Annotated in this window: 18 protein-coding genes and 1 pseudogene; 16 read left to right on the top strand and 3 right to left on the bottom strand. The window is 70.4% G+C overall.

Annotated features, from left to right (window positions below; translation table 11 throughout):
- The 3 genes and pseudogenes from AC1DXK_RS25085 to AC1DXK_RS25075 form a co-directional block, all read right to left on the bottom strand.
- Positions 1-320, bottom strand: a pseudogene (locus AC1DXK_RS25085) (acyl-CoA dehydrogenase family protein); the annotation flags it as partial.
- Positions 317-1,468: an acyl-CoA dehydrogenase family protein gene (locus AC1DXK_RS25080; RefSeq protein ID WP_457106921.1), complete on the bottom strand. Its 1,152-nt coding sequence runs from the start codon at positions 1,466-1,468 to the stop codon at positions 317-319. The pseudogene AC1DXK_RS25085 and the gene AC1DXK_RS25080, both read right to left, overlap by 4 nt.
- 49 nt (positions 1,469-1,517) lie before the next feature.
- Positions 1,518-2,528 (bottom strand): ABC transporter substrate-binding protein, encoded by a 1,011-nt coding sequence (locus AC1DXK_RS25075; protein ID WP_457106922.1) that lies wholly within the window; start codon positions 2,526-2,528, stop codon positions 1,518-1,520.
- Between the two features lie 334 nt (positions 2,529-2,862).
- On the opposite strand from AC1DXK_RS25075, the gene AC1DXK_RS25070 reads away from it, so the two are divergent.
- The 16 genes from AC1DXK_RS25070 (at position 2,863) to AC1DXK_RS24995 (ending at position 19,883) form a co-directional block, all read left to right on the top strand.
- Positions 2,863-3,789: an IclR family transcriptional regulator gene (locus tag AC1DXK_RS25070; RefSeq protein ID WP_457106923.1), complete on the top strand. Its 927-nt coding sequence runs from the start codon at positions 2,863-2,865 to the stop codon at positions 3,787-3,789.
- Between the two features lie 247 nt (positions 3,790-4,036).
- The gene (locus AC1DXK_RS25065) at positions 4,037-5,275 is read left to right on the top strand and encodes an MFS transporter (protein ID WP_457106924.1); all 1,239 of its coding nucleotides are present in this window, start codon (positions 4,037-4,039) and stop codon (positions 5,273-5,275) included.
- Positions 5,276-5,402: 127 nt separating this feature from the next.
- Positions 5,403-6,212, top strand: coding sequence for an N-acyl homoserine lactonase family protein (locus AC1DXK_RS25060; protein WP_457106925.1), 810 nt, complete (start codon positions 5,403-5,405; stop codon positions 6,210-6,212).
- 12 nt (positions 6,213-6,224) lie between these two features.
- Complete coding sequence (locus AC1DXK_RS25055; protein WP_477299384.1) at positions 6,225-6,551, top strand: NIPSNAP family protein; 327 nt, start codon at positions 6,225-6,227, stop codon at positions 6,549-6,551.
- 55 nt (positions 6,552-6,606) lie between these two features.
- Positions 6,607-7,479: an NAD(P)-dependent oxidoreductase gene (locus tag AC1DXK_RS25050; protein WP_457106926.1), complete on the top strand. Its 873-nt coding sequence runs from the start codon at positions 6,607-6,609 to the stop codon at positions 7,477-7,479.
- 4 nt (positions 7,480-7,483) lie between these two features.
- Positions 7,484-8,920, top strand: coding sequence for an aldehyde dehydrogenase family protein (locus AC1DXK_RS25045; RefSeq protein ID WP_457106927.1), 1,437 nt, complete (start codon positions 7,484-7,486; stop codon positions 8,918-8,920).
- A gap of 71 nt (positions 8,921-8,991) precedes the next feature.
- A complete protein-coding gene (locus AC1DXK_RS25040) occupies positions 8,992-9,393 on the top strand; it encodes a carboxymuconolactone decarboxylase family protein (RefSeq protein ID WP_457106928.1) in 402 nt (133 codons plus the stop codon).
- Positions 9,394-9,484: 91 nt separating this feature from the next.
- The gene (locus AC1DXK_RS25035; protein ID WP_457106929.1) at positions 9,485-10,861 is read left to right on the top strand and encodes an MFS transporter; all 1,377 of its coding nucleotides are present in this window, start codon (positions 9,485-9,487) and stop codon (positions 10,859-10,861) included.
- Positions 10,858-11,781, top strand: a complete 924-nt coding sequence (locus AC1DXK_RS25030) for an NAD(P)-dependent oxidoreductase (protein ID WP_457106966.1) — start codon at positions 10,858-10,860, stop codon at positions 11,779-11,781. Before AC1DXK_RS25035 ends, AC1DXK_RS25030 begins: the two co-directional genes overlap by 4 nt.
- Before the next feature lie 9 nt (positions 11,782-11,790).
- Positions 11,791-12,180 (top strand): cupin domain-containing protein, encoded by a 390-nt coding sequence (locus AC1DXK_RS25025; protein ID WP_457106930.1) that lies wholly within the window; start codon positions 11,791-11,793, stop codon positions 12,178-12,180.
- On the top strand, positions 12,177-12,941 hold the full coding sequence (locus AC1DXK_RS25020) for a carboxymuconolactone decarboxylase family protein (protein ID WP_457106931.1): 765 nt from the start codon (positions 12,177-12,179) through the stop codon (positions 12,939-12,941). The genes AC1DXK_RS25025 and AC1DXK_RS25020 overlap by 4 nt, the downstream gene beginning before the upstream one ends.
- A 133-nt stretch (positions 12,942-13,074) precedes the next feature.
- Entirely contained in the window at positions 13,075-13,767 is a 693-nt protein-coding gene (locus AC1DXK_RS25015; RefSeq protein ID WP_457106932.1) for a GntR family transcriptional regulator, read from the top strand.
- A gap of 546 nt (positions 13,768-14,313) precedes the next feature.
- The gene (locus tag AC1DXK_RS25010; protein ID WP_457106933.1) at positions 14,314-15,195 is read left to right on the top strand and encodes a hypothetical protein; all 882 of its coding nucleotides are present in this window, start codon (positions 14,314-14,316) and stop codon (positions 15,193-15,195) included.
- A 251-nt stretch (positions 15,196-15,446) separates the two neighbouring features.
- Positions 15,447-17,702, top strand: coding sequence for an ATP-binding protein (locus AC1DXK_RS25005; protein WP_457106934.1), 2,256 nt, complete (start codon positions 15,447-15,449; stop codon positions 17,700-17,702).
- Between the two features lies 1 nt (position 17,703).
- Positions 17,704-18,165, top strand: coding sequence for a response regulator (locus tag AC1DXK_RS25000; protein WP_457106935.1), 462 nt, complete (start codon positions 17,704-17,706; stop codon positions 18,163-18,165).
- Positions 18,162-19,883 carry a hybrid sensor histidine kinase/response regulator gene (locus AC1DXK_RS24995; RefSeq protein WP_457106936.1) on the top strand — a complete coding sequence of 574 codons (1,722 nt, stop codon included), beginning with the start codon at positions 18,162-18,164 and terminating at the stop codon, positions 19,881-19,883. Before AC1DXK_RS25000 ends, AC1DXK_RS24995 begins: the two co-directional genes overlap by 4 nt.
- The last annotated feature ends 73 nt before the right edge of the window (positions 19,884-19,956 follow it).

Below are 19,956 nucleotides of genomic sequence, written 5' to 3'. Positions count from 1 at the left end.
GCCCAGAGCGCCGCGCCGACGATCGTCTCGGGCAGCGGCAGGGGCAGGGCGGCCTGGCCGCAGCGTCGGATCAGCCGCGCGACGGTGGCGGCCGGGAGGCCGATCCCGCCCTCCGCCTCGGGCACCAGCGCCAGCGGCAGGCCGCCCGCGGCGAGCGCCGTCCAGAGATCGCCGGGCCAGGCGTCCGCATCCGTGGCCCCGTCGCAGGCCGACAGCAGCGTCGGCGTGAGGTTCTGGGCGAGCAGCCGCTCGACCTGATCCAGGACGATCCTGGCAAGCTCGTCGCCGGCACCGTCCGCCGCGTGTTCGGTCCCGCTCATCGCAGCCCCAGCCCCCGGGCGATGACGCCGCGCAGGACCTCACGGGTGCCGCCGCGCAGCGTGAAGGACGGCGCCCGCAGGGTCACGCCGCCCAGCGCCTCGCGGAAGGCGTCGCCCTGCGCCGTGAGGCTCGGCTCGACCGGCACGAGCCGCCGGGCGATCTCCGGCACCGCGCGCTCGAAGCTGTTGCCGACGTCCTTGACCAGAGCCGCCTCGACGCCCGGCACGATGCCCCGGTCGAGGAGGCGGGCCACCGAGGCCGACATGCCCAGCAGCGCGGTGAGCTGCGCCACCATCCGCCCGGTCTCGACCGCCTGGAACCGGTCCGGTTCCGGCCCGATCCGGTCGATGAGTTCGACGAGCAGCCGGTAATCCGACAGGAAACGGTCCGGCCCCGAGCGCTCGAAGGCGAGTTCCTCCGTGACGAGACCCCAGCCCGCGCCCTCGGCGCCGACCCGCATCGCGTCGGCGACGCGGTAATCGGTGAAGAACACCTCGTTGAACTCGTGGTGGCCCGACAGGTCGAGGATCGGCCGCACCGTCACCCCGGGGGCCGCCATGTCGACGATGAACTGGGTCAGGCCGCCGTGCCGGTCCGGCCCGGGCTCCCCCGTCCGGACGAGGGCCAGCAGGTAATCGACCTGATGGGCGTTCGTCGTCCAGATCTTGGAGCCGTTGATCACCCAGCCGTCGCCGTCGCGCACCGCGCGCGTCCGCACCGCGGCGAGGTCCGAGCCGGAATTCGGCTCGCTCATGCCGATGCCGAAGGCGCAGTCGCCCCGGCAGATGCGCGGCAGGATCGCCCGCTTGGCCGCCTCGGTGCCGTGCCGCAGGATCTGCGGTCCGGATTGGCGGTCGGCGATCCAGTGCGCGCCGCAGGGGGCGCCGGCGGCCAGCATCTCCTCCGTGACGACGAAGCGGACCAGGCCGGAGCGGGCGTGACCGCCATAGCTTTCCGGCAGGGTCAGGCCGATGAACCCGGCCGCCCCCGCGCGCCGGCTGAAGGCGGCGTCGAAGGTCGTCCAGGAGGTCCGGTGCGGCACGAAATGCCCGGCCGCCAGCTCGGCGTCCAGGAAGGCGCGGACGGAAGCGCGGGCGGCCTCGGCCTCGGCCGGAAGCGGCTCGGCATTGAAGCGGAAACTCTGCATCGGGGTTGTGTACTCGGCCGATCGTGCGGGTGGCGCCGGATCGCGCCGCTCAGCTCCCGTCGCGGCCCTGGAGGCCGGGAAAGAAGATCTCCTGCCAGTCGCTCGGCACCTTCCGCAGGAAGCCCTGCGTCGCCATCGCCTTGGCGAGGTTGACCATGCCCTTCGGCGCCACGTCGTAGACGATGGTCCCGTCGGTGAGGATCGCCTCGACCTGGGCGCGATCGATCTGAACCTGCTCGGAGGCGAGATAGATCGCCGCCGCGCGTTTCGGATCGCTGCGGATCAGCGCCACCGCATCCTCCATCCCGGCCAGGATCGCCTGCGCGACCTTCGGATTCGCATCGACGAAGCCCTGCTTGGCGTTCAGCGTCGCGGCGGTGATGTCGCCGTCGCCGATCAGGCCGGTGGAGGTCATGATCGCGCGCAGCTTGGGGTCCGCGCGCAGGACCTGCGTGAACGGCGGCGTCGAGAAGTAGCCGGCGATGCCCTGGCCGGCCCGCATGGCCGCGGTGGCGTCCGGATGCGGCAGGCTCACCATCAGCGCGTCGGCCTTGGCGGCATCGCCGAGCTGCTGCGCCGCCGCGATCCGCAGCAGGATCGCCTGGGGCGAGTTGAAGGCCGGGACCGCGATCTTGTCGCCGAAGGTGAAGTCCTTGAGCGCGGTGACGCCGGGCTTGCCGGTGAACAGCGTGTAGACGACCGAGCTCAGGGCGGTGAGGCTCTTGATCTGCTGGCGCCCGCGGGTCTTGTCCCAGGCGATCAGGGCGCCGGCGGAGCCGAGGGTGCCGAGCTCGACGCTGTCGGAGAGCAGCGCGTCGTTCATCGCCGTCGAGCCGCTGAAGCGGGTCAGCGTGACCGACAACCCGTCGAGCCCCGCCGCCTTGGCGCGCTTGTCGAACAGGCCTTCGCTCTGCGCGATCATCACCGGCAGGTAGACGAGGCCGTATTGCAGGCCGATGCGGACGGACGTCGTCTCGGCGCGCACCGCTCCCCCGACGACCGGTAGCATCAGCGCGGCGGCGAGGAGGCGCGCGGCGACGGCCGCGAGGCGGATCGGCATCGGCATTCCTCCCGGACAGGGCCGCATGTGTCGCGCGGTCTCCGGTGCCGGTCGGTCAGGCCAATCCGGCACGCGGAGAGTAGGGCAGAGGGCGGATCCGGCTTCAACCGCCATCGCCCATCTGTTGAAGAATATCACATGTGTGATGGAAGGCCGCGATCGCTCCGGCGCTATACTGCCGCCACGCGGCGACGCAGGCTCATGCCGCCGCCACCGGGGGATGCGCCGACCATGCGCCGCGAACACCACGAACCCTGTCGCGGACGAAAGGGGTCGGTTCGACCCGGGGGGCGAGCGGTGCCGATCCCGGGAACACGGTCCCGCGGGTTCGGGCGTGGGTGAGCGCGGCCGGACATCCGGCGCGATCGACGCGGGCCATGCGTGCACGGACCTGACCGTCGGGGCCGATCCGGCCGGCTCGGATCTGACCCTGGTGAAGTCCGCCGGACGGGTACTGCAGATCCTGGAGCTGTTCGACGAGATCCAGCGCGAGGCGCGCGTCTCCGAGATCGCGACCCGGCTGAACGTCCCGCAATCCTCGACGTCGGTGCTGCTGAAGAGCCTCGTCCGCCTCGGCTACCTCGACTACGACCCGGCGAGCCGCAGCTTCCTGCCGTCGCCCCGGGTGGCGCTCCTGGGCGCGTGGCTCGACAAGGGGCCGGTGCGCGACGGCAGCCTCGTGCGGATGCTCGAGCACCTGTCGGAGCGCGCGGGCGGCACAGTGATCCTCGCCGCGCGCAACGCGATCTTCTCGCAATACGTCCACGTCCTGCAGGCGCGCACCGCCATGCGCTTCCACGTCCCGCCCGGCACGCGCCGCCTCGTCATCTGGTCGGCGACCGGCACCGCGCTCCTCGCCGACAGCCCCGAGGCCGAGATCGGCCCGCTGGTCCGCCGCACGAACGCGGAGGCCCCGCCGGAACAGCCGCCGATCGCGCTCGCGGCCGTTCTGGCCAACCTGGCGCGGCTGCGGCGGGATGGGCACTTCTTCTCCCGCGGCCTCGTCACGCCGGGCGCCGGCTCGATCGCGGTGCCGCTGCCCAGGCGCATCGACGGCAAGGGCCGCCCTCTGGCGGTCGCGGTGTCCGGTCTGCTCGACGACTTCGTGCGTCGGGAAGCGGAGATCGTCGCGACGATCCACGACGCGGTCGCGCGGTTCCTGCCGGAGGAGCCGGGACACGACAGTCAGGCCGACGGCCTGGACGGGCGCGACAGGCCGCCTCTCCCGCTCGGGCGAGGGGACCCGCGCCTCATTCTGTGACGATGGCGTCGCTGTCGTGGACCGTGGCCGGAGGATCCGTCGCGGCCCTTAACCCTTTGTTTGACCCGTTCTCGCGCCGAACCGGTGACCGCGTCGGCGAAGAGCGCTCCCAGGCCGGCCGGCTTTGGCCTCCGAGGCCCGTGCACGGCTGCAGATCAAGGATTGCGGGGCTGCAGAGCACGGCTCCGCGCTAGTGAAGCTCAGAGCCCTGCAGCCTCGAACGCGACCAAGCGGAGACGTCATCATCGTGCCCGGCGCCCCAACCGCGCGCAGTTCCGAGCCGCCCGAGACGCCGTCGCGTCCGACGCTCACCGGCAATGCCGCCCTCGGCGTGACGCAGATCATCCTGTGGGGCGGCACGTTCTTCCTCACCGCGGTCGTCTCGGACCCGATCGTGGCGGATACCGGCTGGCCGCAGGCGATGGTGGTGGGCGCACTCTCGCTGGCGATCTTCGTCTCTAGCCTTCCGGCGCCCTTCGTCGGCCGCATGATCCGGCATCGCGGCGGACGGCCGGTCCTGGTGGTCGGCGCCCTGATCGTCGCCGCAGGTCTGGCTCTGATGGCGGCCGCGCAGAGCCTGCCGGTCTTCCTGATCGCCTGGGTGATCGCCGGCCTCGGCATGTCGGCGAGCCTCTACGACCCGCTCTTCGCGGCGATCGGCCAGGCCTATGGCGGTGCCGCGCGCGGGGCGATGACCCAGATCGCGATCTCGTCGGGCTTCGCTGTGTCACTGTGCTGGCCCGCGACGCGCGTCCTGGTCGATCACGTCGGCTGGCGCGGAGCCTGCCTCACCTACGCGATTCTGTGCGGCGCCGTGGTGGTACCGCTCTTCGCCTGGGCGCTCCCGTCCCTGCGCCGGGTCGCGGTCGAGCCGGCGGTGGCGCCCCGGCCCTACGAGCCGGCCGGCTCGGCCGGAGCCGCGCGCCTGCCGGCCGAGCGCCTCCTCGCCGTGACCTTCACGATGGCGGCGATGATCATGACCGCCGCCTCGGTGCAACTGCTCAACCTGCTCCAGATCCTGGGCGTCGGCGGGACCGCTGCGGTGGCCCTGACCGGCCTGATCGGTCCCGCCCAAGTGGGCGTGCGCGTCGTCGAACTCGCCTTCGGGCGCCGCGCCCATCCGGCCTGGTCCCTGCTGCTGTCGAGCGCCAGCGTCGGGCTGGGGCTCCTGCTGCTGGCGACGATCCCGTCCCTGGCGTGGCTCGCGATGCTGCTCTATGGCGCTGGCAACGGCATGCGCACCGTCGTTCGGGGCACGCTGCCGCTGGCGCTCTACGGACAGGGCGAATACGCGGCCGCGATGGGCCGGCTCGCCCGCCTCCCGCTCCTCGGCCAGGCGATCACGCCCCTGGCCTGCGGCTACATCGCCGAAGCGTTCGGCCTCCTGCCGCTGCTGGAGGTGATGCTGGCTGTGGCGGCGATCAATCTCGGCCTGTCCCTCTGGGTGTTCGGCTTCGCGATGCGCCGCCCGAGCGTGCCGGCCTGATCGGCGGGGGTAGACCCGATTTTGCCTGATTGACAGATTGTCGGACGATGTGCTCCATTCTGCTCGCGGATGAGATGCATCCGCGAGGAAGAGCCGGGTCAACCGGCCGCCTGAAGGAAACGCCCGCATGGACGCAGAGATCTACAAGATCTACGCGATCAAGTACGCGCATCATCACCGTATGGCCCGCGAAAACTTCATCGGCGGGGACATCCACGATGGCCCGATGCCGATTGATTACTTCGTCTGGGTCGTGGTCGGCGGCGGCAGGACGATCGTCGTCGACACGGGCTTCGACCGGGCGATGGCGACGAAGCGGGGCCGCGACATCGTGCGGCCGGTCGAGGAGGGCTTGGCCCGGATCGGCATCGACCCACTGCAGGTCGAGGACGTCGTCCTGACCCATCTGCACTACGACCATGCCGGCAACCACGACCTGTTTCCGAAGGCCCGCTTCCATGTCCAGGAACGCGAGATGGCCTTCTGCACCGGCCGGTGCATGTGTCACCCGGAGGTCCGCCACCCCTTCGCCGCCGAGGACGTGAAAGTGATGGTGGACCGGCTGTTCGATGACCGCGTCCGCTTCCGCGAGACGACCGACACGCTCTATCCGGGGATCACCCTTCACCGGGTCGGCGGCCACTCGGACGGCCTGCAGATCGTCCGGGTCCGGACCGCGCGCGGCTGGGTCGTGCTGGCCTCCGACGCCGCGCACTTCTACGCCAATATCGGACGCCGGCTCGCCTATCCGATCGTCTACAACGTCGGCGACATGTTCGAGGGCTACCGGACTGTCCGGCGTCTGGCCGAGTCCGAGGATCACATCATCCCGGGACACGATCCGCAGGTTCTCGCGATCTACCCGCCGGCAGCCGACGACGTCGCCGGCTGGATCGCGCGCGTCGACCTGCCCCCGACCGCTTCACCGACCACCTGACCGGAGGATTCCATGATCGTCGAGATGCGCGTCTACTACTGCGCCCCGACCCGCTTGCCGGMCCTGCTGGAGCGGTTCCGCTCCACGACGCTCGGCTTCTTCCAGAAATACGGCATCGAGCAGATCGGCTTCTGGACCACACTCGTCGGTCCCGACAACCACGCGCTCACCTACCTGCTCAAGTGGGACGACATGGCGCAGCGCGAGGCTCGCTGGAACGCGTTCCAGGCCGATCCGGACTGGATCGCCGCCCGCGCCGAGACCGAGAAGGACCGGCCGATCGTCGCCCGGATCGAGAACACCTTCCTCACCCCCACGGACTTCTCTGCCCTGCGCTGACGGGGACACGCGACGCCGGACCCGTCCGGTGGTCGCCCAGAAGGACAGTCACGGCATGGAACAGAGAACCATCGGCTTCATCGGTCTCGGCATGATGGGCGACCCCATGAGCCGGTGCCTCGCCAAGGCGGGGCACGCGCTCCGCCTGCTCGACGCGGATGCGGCCCGGACCGACGCGCTCGGCCGGGACCTTGGCGCGACGACCCTGACGCGGGAGAACGCGGCCGGGCTCGACCTGCTGATCACGATGCTGCCGAACTCGGCCATCGTCGAGGCGGTGCTGCTCGATGGGGGCTGGGCCGACGCGCTCACGGCCGGCGCCACCGTGATCGACATGAGCTCGTCGGAGCCGGTGCGGTCCCGCGCCCTCGGCGAGCGGCTTGCCGGAAAAGGGCTCGGCTATCTCGATGCGCCGGTCTCGGGCGGCGTGCGGCGGGCGGTGGACGGCACGCTCGCGATCCTCGTCGGCGGCGAGGCGGATCTCCTCGCCCGCTGGCGGCCGGTGCTGGAAGTGATGGGCACCTCCGTCCTGCATATCGGCCCGGCGGGAGCGGGCCATGCCGCCAAGGCGCTGAACAACTTCGTCTCCGCCGCGGGCCTGCTCGCCACCGTCGAGGCGCTGCACGTGGCGCAGCGCTTCGGGATCGCGCCGGAGGCCATGACCGATGTGCTCAACGCCTCGTCCGGGCGCAGCAACACCTCCGAGAACAAGGTGAAGCAGTTCATGCTCAGCGGCAGTTTCGCCTCGGGCTTCTCGCTGAAACTGATGGACAAGGATCTCGGCATCGCCGGTGCCCTGGCCGAGTCTGTCGACTACCCGCTCGGGTTCGGCCGGCACTGCATCGAGACCTGGCACGCGATCGCCGGGGTGGTCGAGCCCACGGCCGACCACACCGAGATGTACCGCCTGCTGGCCAAGGGGGCATGAGACGATGGCGCTCCCGGATCTGAGCCGCTTCTACATCGACGGAGCCTGGGTCGAGCCGGCCGCGGGCCGGCCGTTCCCGCTGATCGATCCCGCCACCGAGACGGCGTTCGGCACCCTCGCGCTCGGCAATGCCGAGGACGTCGACCGGGCCGTCCGCTCGGCCCGCGCCGCCTTCCCGGCCTTCTCGGAGACGGCGCCCGCCGCGCGCGTCGCGCTGCTGCGCCGGATCCTCGCGCTCTTCGAGGAGCGGTTCGAGACCTTCGCCGAGACGATCCGGCAGGAGATGGGCTCGCCCATCGGTTTCGCCCGCAAGGGTCAGGCGGCGCGGGGGCCGGCGCACCTCAGCGCGCTGATCGAGGTGATGGAGCGCTTCGCCTTCGAAGAAGATCGCGGCACCACCCGGATCCGGCGCGAGCCGATCGGCGTCTGCGGCCTGATCACGCCGTGGAACTGGCCGATCAACCAGATCGTCGTGAAGATCGCCCCGGCGCTCGCGGCCGGCTGCACGATGGTACTGAAGCCCAGCGAGTACTCGGCCGTCAGCGCGATGCTGTTCGCGCAGGTCCTGCACGACGCGGGCGTGCCGCCGGGCGTGTTCAACCTCGTGAACGGGGACGGCCCCGGCGTCGGCGCCGCGATCGCCGCACATCCGGGGATCGACATGGTCTCGTTCACCGGATCGACCCGCGCCGGGATCGAGATCGCCCGGGCGGCGGCCCCGACCATCAAGCGTGTCGCGCAGGAGCTCGGCGGCAAGTCCGCCAACATCCTGCTCGAGGACGTCGACTTCGAACAGGCGGTCCGGCGCGGCGTCGCGGCCTGCTGCACCAATTCCGGCCAGTCCTGCTCCATCCCGACGCGGATGCTCGTGCCCAGGGCGCGCATGGACGAGGCGGCCGCCATCGCGGCCGAGGCCGCGTCCGGTTTCAGGCTCGGCCCGACCGCGGATCCCGAGACCGACCTCGGCCCGGTGGTCAATCGCAGCCAGTACGAGCGGGTCGTGGGGTTGATCCGCACCGGCATCGCGGAGGGCGCGCGGCTCGTCGCCGGCGGCCCGGAGCGGCCGGACCACCTCGCCCACGGCTTCTACGTCCGCCCGACCGTGTTCGCCGACGTGACCCCCGACATGACCATCGCGCGCGAGGAGATCTTCGGCCCGGTCCTGTCGATCCTCGCCTACGACAGCGAGGACGACGCGGTGGCGATCGCCAACGGGTCGCGCTACGGGCTCGCCGCCTACGTGCAGGGGCGGGACCGCGACCGGGCGCGCGCGGTGGCGCGGCGGCTGATCGGCGGGCAGGTCCACATCAATTATCCGCCCCCGGACGTCCACGCGCCCTTCGGCGGCTACCGCCAGTCCGGCAACGGCCGGGAATGGGGCGAGGCGGGCCTCCTCGAATACCTCGAGACCAAGGCGATGATCGGCTTCGGCCTCGATTGACCAGCGCCGGCCTCTCGGCCCGCGCACGACGGCCGGCGGCTTCGCGCGTCGGCCACGATCAGGAGAACGATATGTCCGACGAGAGCGAGCTATTCGGCAAGGGTTTCGAGAACCGGAAGACCGTCCTCGGTGCCGCCCACGTGGAAAAATCCTGGGCCAACGCCGACGCGTTCAATCGCCCGGTCCAACAGCTGGTGACCGAATATTGCTGGGGCGCGGTCTGGGGCGACAAGACGCTGCCGTTCAAGACCCGCAGCATGCTCAACATCGCGATGCTGACCGCGATGAACCAGCACCACGAACTCGCGGTCCACGTCAAAGGCGCCCTCAACAACGGCGTGACGAAGGACGAGATCCAGGCGGTGCTGATGCAGGCACTCGTCTATTGCGGCGCCCCGGCGGCGCTCGCCGCCTTCCGGACCGCATCCGCGGCGATCGCCTCGTGGGACGCGGAGCAGGCCGGCGGACGCTGATCCCGCGGACCGATGCGCGGGCGCAAGCCCGCGCCTCCAGCACCGACGCAGTCAAAAAAATGCGCGGCACGATCACAGGGAGGGAGACGCCATGACGGTCACGTCGGCAGCCTTGGCAACGGATTCGGCGGGAGCGGTCTCGCCCGCGTCCCAGTCGATCGAGGAGAGGCGTCGGAGCGCTATCCGGGGTGCGTTCTTCTCCGAATACATCGACATGTTCGACATCTACCTGCCGGTGGTCGCGCTGGCGCCGGTGATGTTCATGTTCCAGCCGAAGAACCTGTCCCCTCAGGTGGAGACGGTCCTGGCGTCGCTGGTCTTCATCACCACCTTGCTCGGCCGCCCGATCGGCGCCCTGATCTTCGGTCTCATTGCCGACAGGGTCGGGCGCCGGGCCGCCTCGATCTACTCGGTGGCGGGCTTCGGCGTGATCACGCTGCTGATCGGCCTGCTGCCCGGCTACGAGACGCTCGGCCTCGCCTCGTACATCCTGCTGGTCCTGCTGCGGTTCCTCGACGGCATCTTCCTCGGCGGCGGCTACACGGGGGCGATGCCGCTCGCCATCGAGTATTCGAAGAAGGACAAGCGCGGCTTCGTCGGCGGACTGATCATCGCGGGCTTTCCGGCCGCCTATGTCAGCATCAACCTTATCACGATGCTGATGTTCTACCTGTTCCCGCTCAACGGACCCGGGTCGCCCTATACGGTCTGGGGCTGGCGGATCCCCTTCATCGTCGGCGCGGCGCTGGCCGGCCTGCTCGCCCTCTACTACGTCCACAAGGTCTCGGAATCGGAGGTCTGGAAGAAGGAGGCCGCCGCCGGGGCAGTCCAGGCCGAGACGTCGCCCATGTCGGGGCTGCTGTCCGGGAAGGGCGGCCGCGATCTCCTGCAAGTCCTGCTGCTGATGACCGGATTCTGGATGACCCAGAACATCATCACCATCTACATGCCGACCGGATTGCTGGTGAAGACCCTGCACCTCAACGGCTTCGCGCTGACCGCGACGCTGATGATCTGCTACACGATCCTGTTCTTCAGCTATATCGGCTCCGGCCTGCTGGGCCAGCTGATCGGCCGCCGACGCTTCTTCGTCATTGCCGGCCCGCTGATCGCGACCGTCGGCGCGTGGATCCTCTACACGCTGACCGTCACGCCCGAGATGGCGTTCGGGACCCGCGTGCTGCTGGTCAGCGTCCTGGCGGTCATCGTGACGTCGCCCTGGGGCGTGATCGTCACCTACATCAACGAGCGCTTCGCCACGGATGTCCGCGCCACCGGCTTCGGCATCGGGTTCAGCCTCTCGGTGGTGATCCCGTCCTTCTACGCCTTCTACATGGACTGGCTGAGCGCGCTGATGCCGCTCGCGCTGACGCCCGTGGTCCTGCTGATGATCGGCGGCGTGATCGGCACCGTGGGCGCGCTGATCGGCCCCGAGACCAAGGACGTCGATTTCGGCACCGGCCACTGAGCCGGCCGCCGCGCGGAGGACGCAGCATGAACGGGAATCGGATCGGCTTCATCGGGCTCGGCAACATGGGCGGCCGCATGACGCGACGCCTGACCGGGGCGGGCATCGCGGTCGTCGGCTTCGACACAGACCGGGAGGCCGCTTCCCGCTGGGGCGCGACGGCCGCCGCCTCCGCGGGCGCGGTCGTCGGAGAGGCCGACGTGATCCTGATGTCCCTGCCCGACAGCAAGGTGGTCGAGCGCGTCGTCCTCGGCGACGGCGGCATCCTCGCTAGATGCCGGGACGGGCAGATCGTCGTCGATCTCAGCACGGCGGCGGCGAGCTCGACGCGCCGCATCGCCGCCGCCCTGGCCGAGCGCGGCGTCGCCTACGTGGACGCGGGCATCTCGGGCGGCGCGGCGGCGGCCGAGACGGGCACGCTGACCCTGATGGTCGGCGGCGATCCGGCGGTGATCGACCGGCTCGGCTGGGTGTTCGCGCCGATCGCCCGGACGGTCGTCGTCATGGGCGGCTCCGGGGCAGGCCACACGACCAAGCTGCTCAACAACTTCCTGAACGCCGTCAGCCTCGCCGCCACCGCGGAGGTCATGGTCGCGGGCAAGAAGGCCGGGCTCGACCTGCACCGGCTCCTGAAGGTGCTGAACGCCTCCAGCGGCGTCAACTTCGCGACGCTGAACCGTTTTCCGAAGATCGTGGACGGCGATTACCTGGAAGGCGGCCTGACCGGCAGGCTGATGACCAAGGACGTCGTGCTCTACGCCGATCTCCTGCACGAACTCGGGGTCGCCTCACTCAACGCGTCCGGCCCGATGGCGAGCTTCGGCCTCGCCACGGCGCTCGGCTACGGCGACGTCATCTCCAACCGCGTCGTCGATGCCATCGGCGACATTTCCGGCGGCGTCCGGCTCCACGAGAACTGAGAGGATACGATGCAGATCTTCCACGGCCGCGAGAAGAGCGCGAAATCCGAGAGCCGCGGGGCGACCTTCACCGGACAGGTCTGGGCCGACCCGGTGATGCCGTCGACGGGCGGCGTCACCATCAACAACGTCTTCTTCACCCCGGGTGCGCGGACCTTCTGGCACACGCACGCGCAGGGCCAGATCCTGCAGGTGACCGCCGGCAAGGGCTGGATCTGCGTCGCGGGCCAGCCGGCGCAGCCGATCCGGGCGGGCGACACCGTCTGGATCCCCGCGGACGAGCGGCACTGGCATGGCGCGGCCGCCGACAGCTACCTGCTCCACACGGCGATCTCGCTCGGCAAGACCGACTGGCAGGACGAGGTGGTCGAGGCCGATTACGCCGGAGCCACGGCATGACCGGGACCGCGCCGAACCCGGAAGCCCTCCGGCACGCCGTCGCGGAGCAGCTCGGTTACTGGGACGAGGCGCAGGTCGCGCTGGCCGATCTGTCGCCCGGCTTCCTCGACGCCTGGGCTCGGTTGGCGACGGTCCCGGTCCGCAAGAATTATCTCGGCGCGAAGGACCGCGCCCTGATCGCGCTCTCGGCCGCGGCGGCAGCGACCCACCTGTACGCGCCCGGCGTTCGCCGCCAGATCCGCAACGCCCTCGACGCCGGCGCGACGGCCGACGAAATCATGGAGGTCCTGGCGCTGACGGCGACCCTCGGCATCCACGCCTGCAACATCGGCGTGCCGCTGCTGCTGGAGGTGCTGGAGGAGGCCGGCCAGCGGAGCGGCCCCGCGCCGCTGACGCCGCGGCAGGAGCAGCTGAAGGCGGATTTCACCCGCGACCGGGGCTATTGGCACACGTTCTGGGACGGTCTCCTCGAACTCGATCCCGACCTGTTCGAGGGGTATCTCGACTTCTCGGCCTGGCCCTGGCGCCACGGCGTCCTGACGCCGAAGATGAAGGAATTCGTCTACTGCGCCTTCGACGCGGCGGCGACGCACCTCTACGTGCCGGGCCTGAAGATGCACATGAAGAACGCCCTCGGTTACGGCGCGACCCAGGAAGAACTCATGGAGGTCCTCGAGATCGTCAGCCTGATCGGCATGCACGGCGCGGAGCTGGCCGCTCCGATCCTGCGCGACGAACTGGCCGCCCGGCGCCGGGCCTGACGGCCGAACCGGCCGACCGGACGACGGGCGCGACAACAGGCCGGCCTCGGGGCACATCTCGCAGCCTGCCTTGCCACCCGACGGCGCGCCATGCCACCCGTTCGGCTCGATATCGATCCGTGAACGCCAGGCGATGAACAAGATCAGGGCCATCCAGCCGGATACGCTCCGTCGAAAGGTGGAGGACGCAGTGCGCGAGGCGATCACCTCGGGCGTCTACGCGCCTGGCGAGCGGCTGATCGAGCGCGAATTGTGCGAGGGGCTCGGCGTCAGCCGCGCCTCCGTCCGCGAGGCTCTGCGCAGGCTGGAAGCCGAGAAGCTCGTCCATACGGTCCCGCATCGCGGCCCGGTCGTGGCTTCGATCTCGGTGGAGGAAGCGCGCCAGCTCTACGCGCTGCGCGCCGTCCTGGAGGGCTACGCGGCGCACGAATTCGCCATCCAGGCTTCGGACGCGGCGATCCTCGCGTTCGGGCAGGCGGCCCGGCTTCTGCGTGAGGCGGCCGGCAGCGGCGACACCGATCGCGTCCTGCGCGCCAAGGGCGTCCTGTACGATGTCATGCTCAGCAATTGCGGGAACGCTCTGGTCTGCGAGATCCTTCGCGGCTTCTACTCACGGATCAACCTGCTGCGCGCGACATCCCTGATGCATGCCGAGCGGCTGCCACACAGCCTCGCCGAGATCGACGCCCTGGTCGAAGCGTTTCAGGCCCGCGACGCCGCGAAAGCGGAGGCCCTGGCCCGACTCCACGTGACCAATGCGTGCGCGGTCGCCCTGAAGCAACTCGCGTTTCGTACCCAGCAGCAGACGCTCGATGCGGTAAGCTGAGTCGGCGTTGGTCTGTGGCTCAACGGGTCCCCCATCCCGCAGACCGGCAACAAGACTCGCGCCGAAACGTTGATCGACCTGCGCACGGCAGAGGTGACCCACGGGCTGCGGCGCGCGTCCGCGGGGGTCGCGCACGTCCCGCTGGAATGGGTCGACGGCGACAGCCACCGCCGGTCGCTCGAACCTGTCGGGGACGGGCCTCCCGCTCAGGTCGAGGTCCAAGCCTTGGCCGCCCGACCCAAACCGAGCGGCCTCCGGGAAACCCGACGCGGTTCAACACGCAGCTCTGGCCACAGATCGGCGTGGCCGACGCGCCGGTCGCGTGGCGCCGCGCCCTCGACCTTGCCGCGCGCAGCATGAGGCTCCCGGGCGGCTACGACTTCAACGATGACCGGACGGTGTCTGGATCGAAGGCATGGCGCAAGCCGCCCTGACGCTGCGGGCGCTGGGCCGCCGTCAGCAGACGGATCAGCTCCTCGATGGTCTCCGGCGCGAGGTCTCGCCGACGGGGTAGCTCTACGCTTCGAGCATCCCCCGCCTTACAGCGTGGCCAAGCGGCCGCACTACCTGCACGGCGTGTTGAACTGGTTGTGCAAGCCGTTCATCGTCCTGAGGCTGGCAGCACCGTCGATCTACTGGATCTTCGACATCCCGGCCTTCGAGGCGGACTACCTCTCCTTCCTGCGCTACGGCGTTCCCGCCCTCCTGGCGCTTTGGGTCTACGGCGGCTGGATCTCAGGCCGGCGTACGCTGACCCTATTCATGGAGGTGACCCACATCATGACCGCCCTGGCGATCACCCTCAGGCTCGCCTCGGCGGCAATCCGCCCCTTCGGTCGGCCCTTCAAGGTGACCGATAAGGGCGGTGACCGCGCGGTATCGATCGTACGCTGGCGCATGGCGGCGGGGTTCGGAGGGATTGCCCTCCTGTCGGCCGGCTCGATCGGGTGGTCCTTCGCATCCCCCTACGGAGCCACGGAGATCGCGCCGATCGACTTCTTCAACCTGATCTGGGCGGGCGTGGAGATGCTGTTCAGCTTCGTCGCGTTCCTGGTGTGCTTCGAGCGTCCGCGCGGGGCGGAGCGGTTCGTGGTCGGCGAGCCGACCCGGATCGAGGTCGACGGGTCCATGTACTCGGTGACGCTGGCGTGTCTGGGCCTGGAGAGCGCCCTCCTGCAGGCCGTGCTGCCGGACGGCGTGGCGCCCGGGACGCCGATGACGGCATGGATCGAGGAGGCCGGCTGGGTCTCGGCCCGCTTGGCAGAGTCGGTCGATGCCCGGATCGAGATCCGCCTCGACCCCGATTCCCAGCAGCGCAGAGCCCTGATCTTGCGTCTGTTCACAACGGCCATCGATCCCATCGCCCGCAGCGCCGACCTGGGCGTTGCCTTGCGCAGCCTCGCGCATCGATGCTTCCGGGCCGGCTGATCCGGTCCGCTGCGGTGACGCCAGGGGCGCGATCCCGATGCCGACCGTCGCACCGGCCGGGGGCTGCCCCCGGCCGTGCGGCCTGGTGCCGCGCGGGCGGGCCGGAGCAGGTCGCCGGCCCCGGGGGTGGCCAGCCGCCGGACGGGACGCGCGACCCAGCCCAGTCCTTTTAGACTATAGGAGCCAACCAGTTCGGCTGCTAACAGGCGCCCTGCAACCGCGACCGACCCGGTGAGAAGGCGAACCTCGGCTTGAACTTTCAAAGCGGCGCGGCCCAGAGCCTCGACCTGACGGCCTGTGATCGCGAGCCCATTCACGTCGTCGGCAGCATCCAGCCGCACGGGTTCCTGCTCTGCCTCGATTCCCGGTCCCGCGCCATCGTCCAGGCCAGCGCGAACGCGCCCGCGGCGGCGGCGGTCGGGACGATCCTCGACGCAGCGCTGCCCGACCTCGCCGCGGTGCTGCATCACTACCTCGACGCGGCGGAGCCCCACGACGGGGCTCTCTACCTCCGCACCGTGACGTTGGAGTCGGGCGGCGGACGCCAGGCCTACGAGGTGGCGGCGCATCGGGTCGACGACCTCGTGGTGGTGGAACTCGAGGAGATCGACGCGGCCGCAGTCGATTTCGGCGCCGACGTGCTCACCCCGCGCCTGCGGGCCTTCGTGGAGCGCCTGCATACCGCCCGCACCGTCGAGGACCTCTGCCAGTTCGTCGCCGAGGACATCCGCCACATCACGGGTCTCGATCGCGCCCTGGTCTACAGGTTCGACCGGGACTGGCACGGCACAGTGCTGGCGGAGGCCGGAAACGGCGTGCTGCCCTCCTACCTCGACCTGCGCTTCCCCGCCTCCGACATCCCCGTCCAGGCGCGGGAACTCTACCGGCGGAACCGCCTGCGCATCATCCCGGATGCCGGCTATGGTCCCGTGCCGATCCGGCCGACCACGACGCCGACGGGCAAGCCCCTCGACCTCAGCCAGTCAGTGCTGCGCTCGGTCTCGCCGGTCCATGTCGAGTACATGCGCAACATGGGCACGATGGCCTCCATGTCAGTGTCCATCCTGGTCGACGGCGCGCTCTGGGGCCTGATTTCCTGCCACAACCGCGAGCCCAAGCGCGTGCCGCTCCAGGCGCGCAATGCGTGTGACGTGCTCACCCAGATCTTCGCGCTGCAGCTCGCGGCCCGCGAGCGGGCCGCCCAGTCCGAGACGCGGCTGGCGCTCGGCGCCGTGCAGGCGCGCCTGCTCGGCTTCATGGCCGAGGAGGACAGCTTCGTCGACGGCCTGCTCAACCATCCCGACGACGTCCTGGCCCTGGTGAACGCGTCCGGTGCCGCGGTGGTGACGGCGGACCGCTGCCGGCGCCTCGGGGCGACGCCGACGGAGTCCGAGGTGCGCACCCTGTACCGCTGGCTGTCCGAGCGCGCGGACACGGACGAGGTCTTCGCCTCCGAAGCCCTGTCGGAGGCGTTTCCGCCCGCCGCGTCCTTCGCCGAGCGGGCGAGCGGCCTGCTCGCGATCTCGGTCTCGAAGAAATACGCGAGCTACATCCTCTGGTTCAGACCCGAGGTCGTGCGGACGGTCAAGTGGGGCGGCAACCCTGTGAAGGCCGTCGAGCCCGACCCCGCCGGGGGATCGGACCGGCTGCACCCGCGCAAGTCGTTCGAGATCTGGAAGGAAACCGTGAAGGGGCGCTCCCTGCCCTGGTCCGTTCCGGAGGTCGAGGCCGCCAAGGACCTGCGCGCCTCGGTGCTCGGCATCGTGCTGCGCCGGGCGGAGGAACTGGCCAGCATGAGCGAGGAGCTGCAGCGCTCGAACAAGGAACTGGAGGCCTTCTCCTACTCGGTCAGCCACGATCTGCGCGCGCCCTTCCGCCACATCGTCGGCTACGCGAACCTGCTCAAGAACCGCGAGGGGGCCACCCTGTCCGACAAGGGCCGGCACTACGTGGAGACGATCATCGAGGCGGCCTTCTCGGCCGGAACCCTGGTCGACAGCCTCCTGGCCTTCTCGCAGATGGGCCGGCACGCCTTGAACAAGGTCTGGGGCGACATGAACGCCCTGGTCGAGGAGGTCCGCCGCAAGGTTCTGCGCGACGTCCCGCCCGACCGGACCCTCCGCTGGGAGATCGCGCCCCTCGGCCGTGCCTACGGCGACCCGGTGATGCTGCGGCTCGTCCTCGAGAACCTGCTGTCGAACGCCGTGAAGTACACCCGCGACACCCGGGAGGCGGTGATCGCCGTGGGCAGCCTGCCGCCCCGGGACGGGGAGGCGGTCTACTACGTCCGCGACAACGGCGCCGGCTTCGACATGGCCTATGTCGACAAGCTGTTCGGCGTCTTCCAGCGCCTGCACCGGGTCGAGGAGTTCGAGGGCACCGGCATCGGCCTCGCCAACGTCCGCCGCATCGTCGAGCGCCACGGCGGACGGACCTGGGCCGATGGAACGCTCGGTCGGGGCGCCACCTTCTACTTCACCCTGCCCCTGCGGGAGGAGGCACACTGAGATGGCGGGACTGAAGCCCATCCTCCTGGTCGAGGACAACCCGAACGACATCGAGCTGACGCTGGCGGCCCTCGAATCGAGCCAGCTCGCCAACGAGATCGTCATCTGCCGCGACGGCGCCGAGGCCCTCGACTTCATCTACCGGCGGGGTGCGTACGAGAAGCGGCTGGCCCAGGATCCCGCCGTGGTCCTGCTCGATCTGAAATTGCCCAAGGTCGACGGGCTGGAGGTGCTCGCCAGGATCAAGGGCGACCCGGCCACCCGCAAGATCCCCGTGGTCATGCTGACCTCCTCCCGCGAGGAGACCGACCTGGTGCGGTCCTACGACCTCGGGGTGAACGCCTTCGTGGTGAAGCCCGTGGGCTTCGATGAGTTCTTCGTGGCGATCAAGGAGATCGGCGTGTTCTGGGCGCTGCTCAACGAGCCGCCGCCGTTCCGGGGAGGCTGGCCATCGAACGCGTGATCGGAAGCGCCGCGGGCTCGCTGCGCATCCTCCACCTGGAGGACAGCGACCTCGACGCCGAGCTGATCGAGGCCGAGCTGGAGATGCTCGGGCATCCGATCGAGATCGAGCGGGTGATGACCCGCGACGACTTCGCCCGCTCGGCGATGCCCGGCCGGCACGACCTGATCCTGGCGGACTACGTTTTGCCGACCTTCGACGGGGTAAGCGCCCTCGGCATCGCCCGGGCGCAATGCCCGGACATCCCGTTCATCTTCTGCTCGGGCACGCTCGGCGAGGACGTGGCCGTCGAGGCCCTGAAGAACGGCGCCACCGACTACGTCGTCAAGCAGCGCCTCGACCGGATGCCGCGCACGATCGTCCGGGCGCTGGCGGAGGCGCGGGCGCGTGCCGACAAGCGCGCCGCCGAGGCCGCCCTGCAGGCGCTCAACGAGACGCTGGAGGTGCGCATCGCCGAGCGCACCCGGGAACTCGCCGAGGCGAACGCCGCCCTGCAGGCTCAGATCGTGGAGCGGGAGCGGGCGGAGGACGCCCTGCGGCTCGCCCAGCGCCTCGACGCGGTCGGGCAGCTCACGAGCGGCGTCGCGCATGACTTCAACAACCTGCTCACGGTCATCGCCGGCAACATCGAGTTCCTGGAGCGCGCCGTCTCGGACGCCCGCTCGAAGCGCCGCCTCGACATGATGCGCGGAGCCGCCGAGCGTGGTGCCCGGCTCACGGCGCAGCTTCTCGCCTTCTCCCGGCGCCAGCGCCTGGAGCCGACGCCCGTCAGCCTGAACCAGACGGTCGGCTCGATGCGCGACCTGCTGCAGAGTTCCATCGGCGGCGCGGTCCGGATCGAGACGACGCTCCAGCCCGACCTGTGGCCGGCCCTGGTCGACGCCACCCAGATCGAACTCGTGATCCTCAACCTCGCCATCAACGCCCGCGACGCGATGGCGGTCGGCGGCCGGCTCGCCATCGAGACCGCCAACGTCAGCGTCACCGGGGCGCCGACGCGGCCCGAGCAGCCGTCGCCCGGCAGCTACGTCATGGTGGCGGTGAGCGACACCGGCACCGGCATGACGCCGGACGTCCTCGCCCGGGTGTTCGAGCCGTTCTTCACCACCAAGGAGGTCGGCAAGGGATCGGGTCTCGGGCTCGCCCAGGTCTACGGTTTCATCAAGCAGTCCGGCGGCGGCATCCGCATCGACACGGCTGCCGGCGAGGGCACCTCGATCAAGGTCTATCTGCCGCGGGCCGCGGAGACGGCGGCGCCCCGCGCCCTGGTGCCGATGGAAGCCGCGCGCCCGCGCCCGCCCGGGAACAAGCCCCAACTCCTGGTGGTCGACGACGACCCCGAGGTGCGCGAGGTGACCACGACCCGCCTGGTCGAGGCCGGCTACGCCGTGCGCGAGGCGGCCTCCGGCCTCCAGGCCCTGGCCGCCCTCGAGGCGGACCCGGGCGTCGACCTCGTGGTGATGGATTTCGCCATGCCCGGCATGAACGGGGCCGAGACGGCGGTGGAGATCCGGAAGCGCTGGCCGGCGCTGCCGGTGCTGTTCGTCACCGGCTTCGCCGATACCACGGCGCTGACGGAGGCCGGCACCGTCGGGGCCGACGGGATCGTGCTGAAGCCGTTCCGGGTGGGCGAGCTCGAGGGCAAGGTCGCCGCCGCGCTGGCGGCCCGCCCGACGGCACAGCTCCGCCTGATCTCGGGCCGCGACAAGAGCGCCTGAAGCGCCCGCGCGGCGGGCCGCCGGACGGCGCGACGCCGCCGGCCCGGTTGCGCCGCACCGCGTGCTGGGGCAC

The sequence above is a fragment of the Methylobacterium sp. P3_A11 genome (genome assembly GCF_056403155.1).
This window is presented reverse-complemented; position numbering and strand designations above follow the sequence as displayed.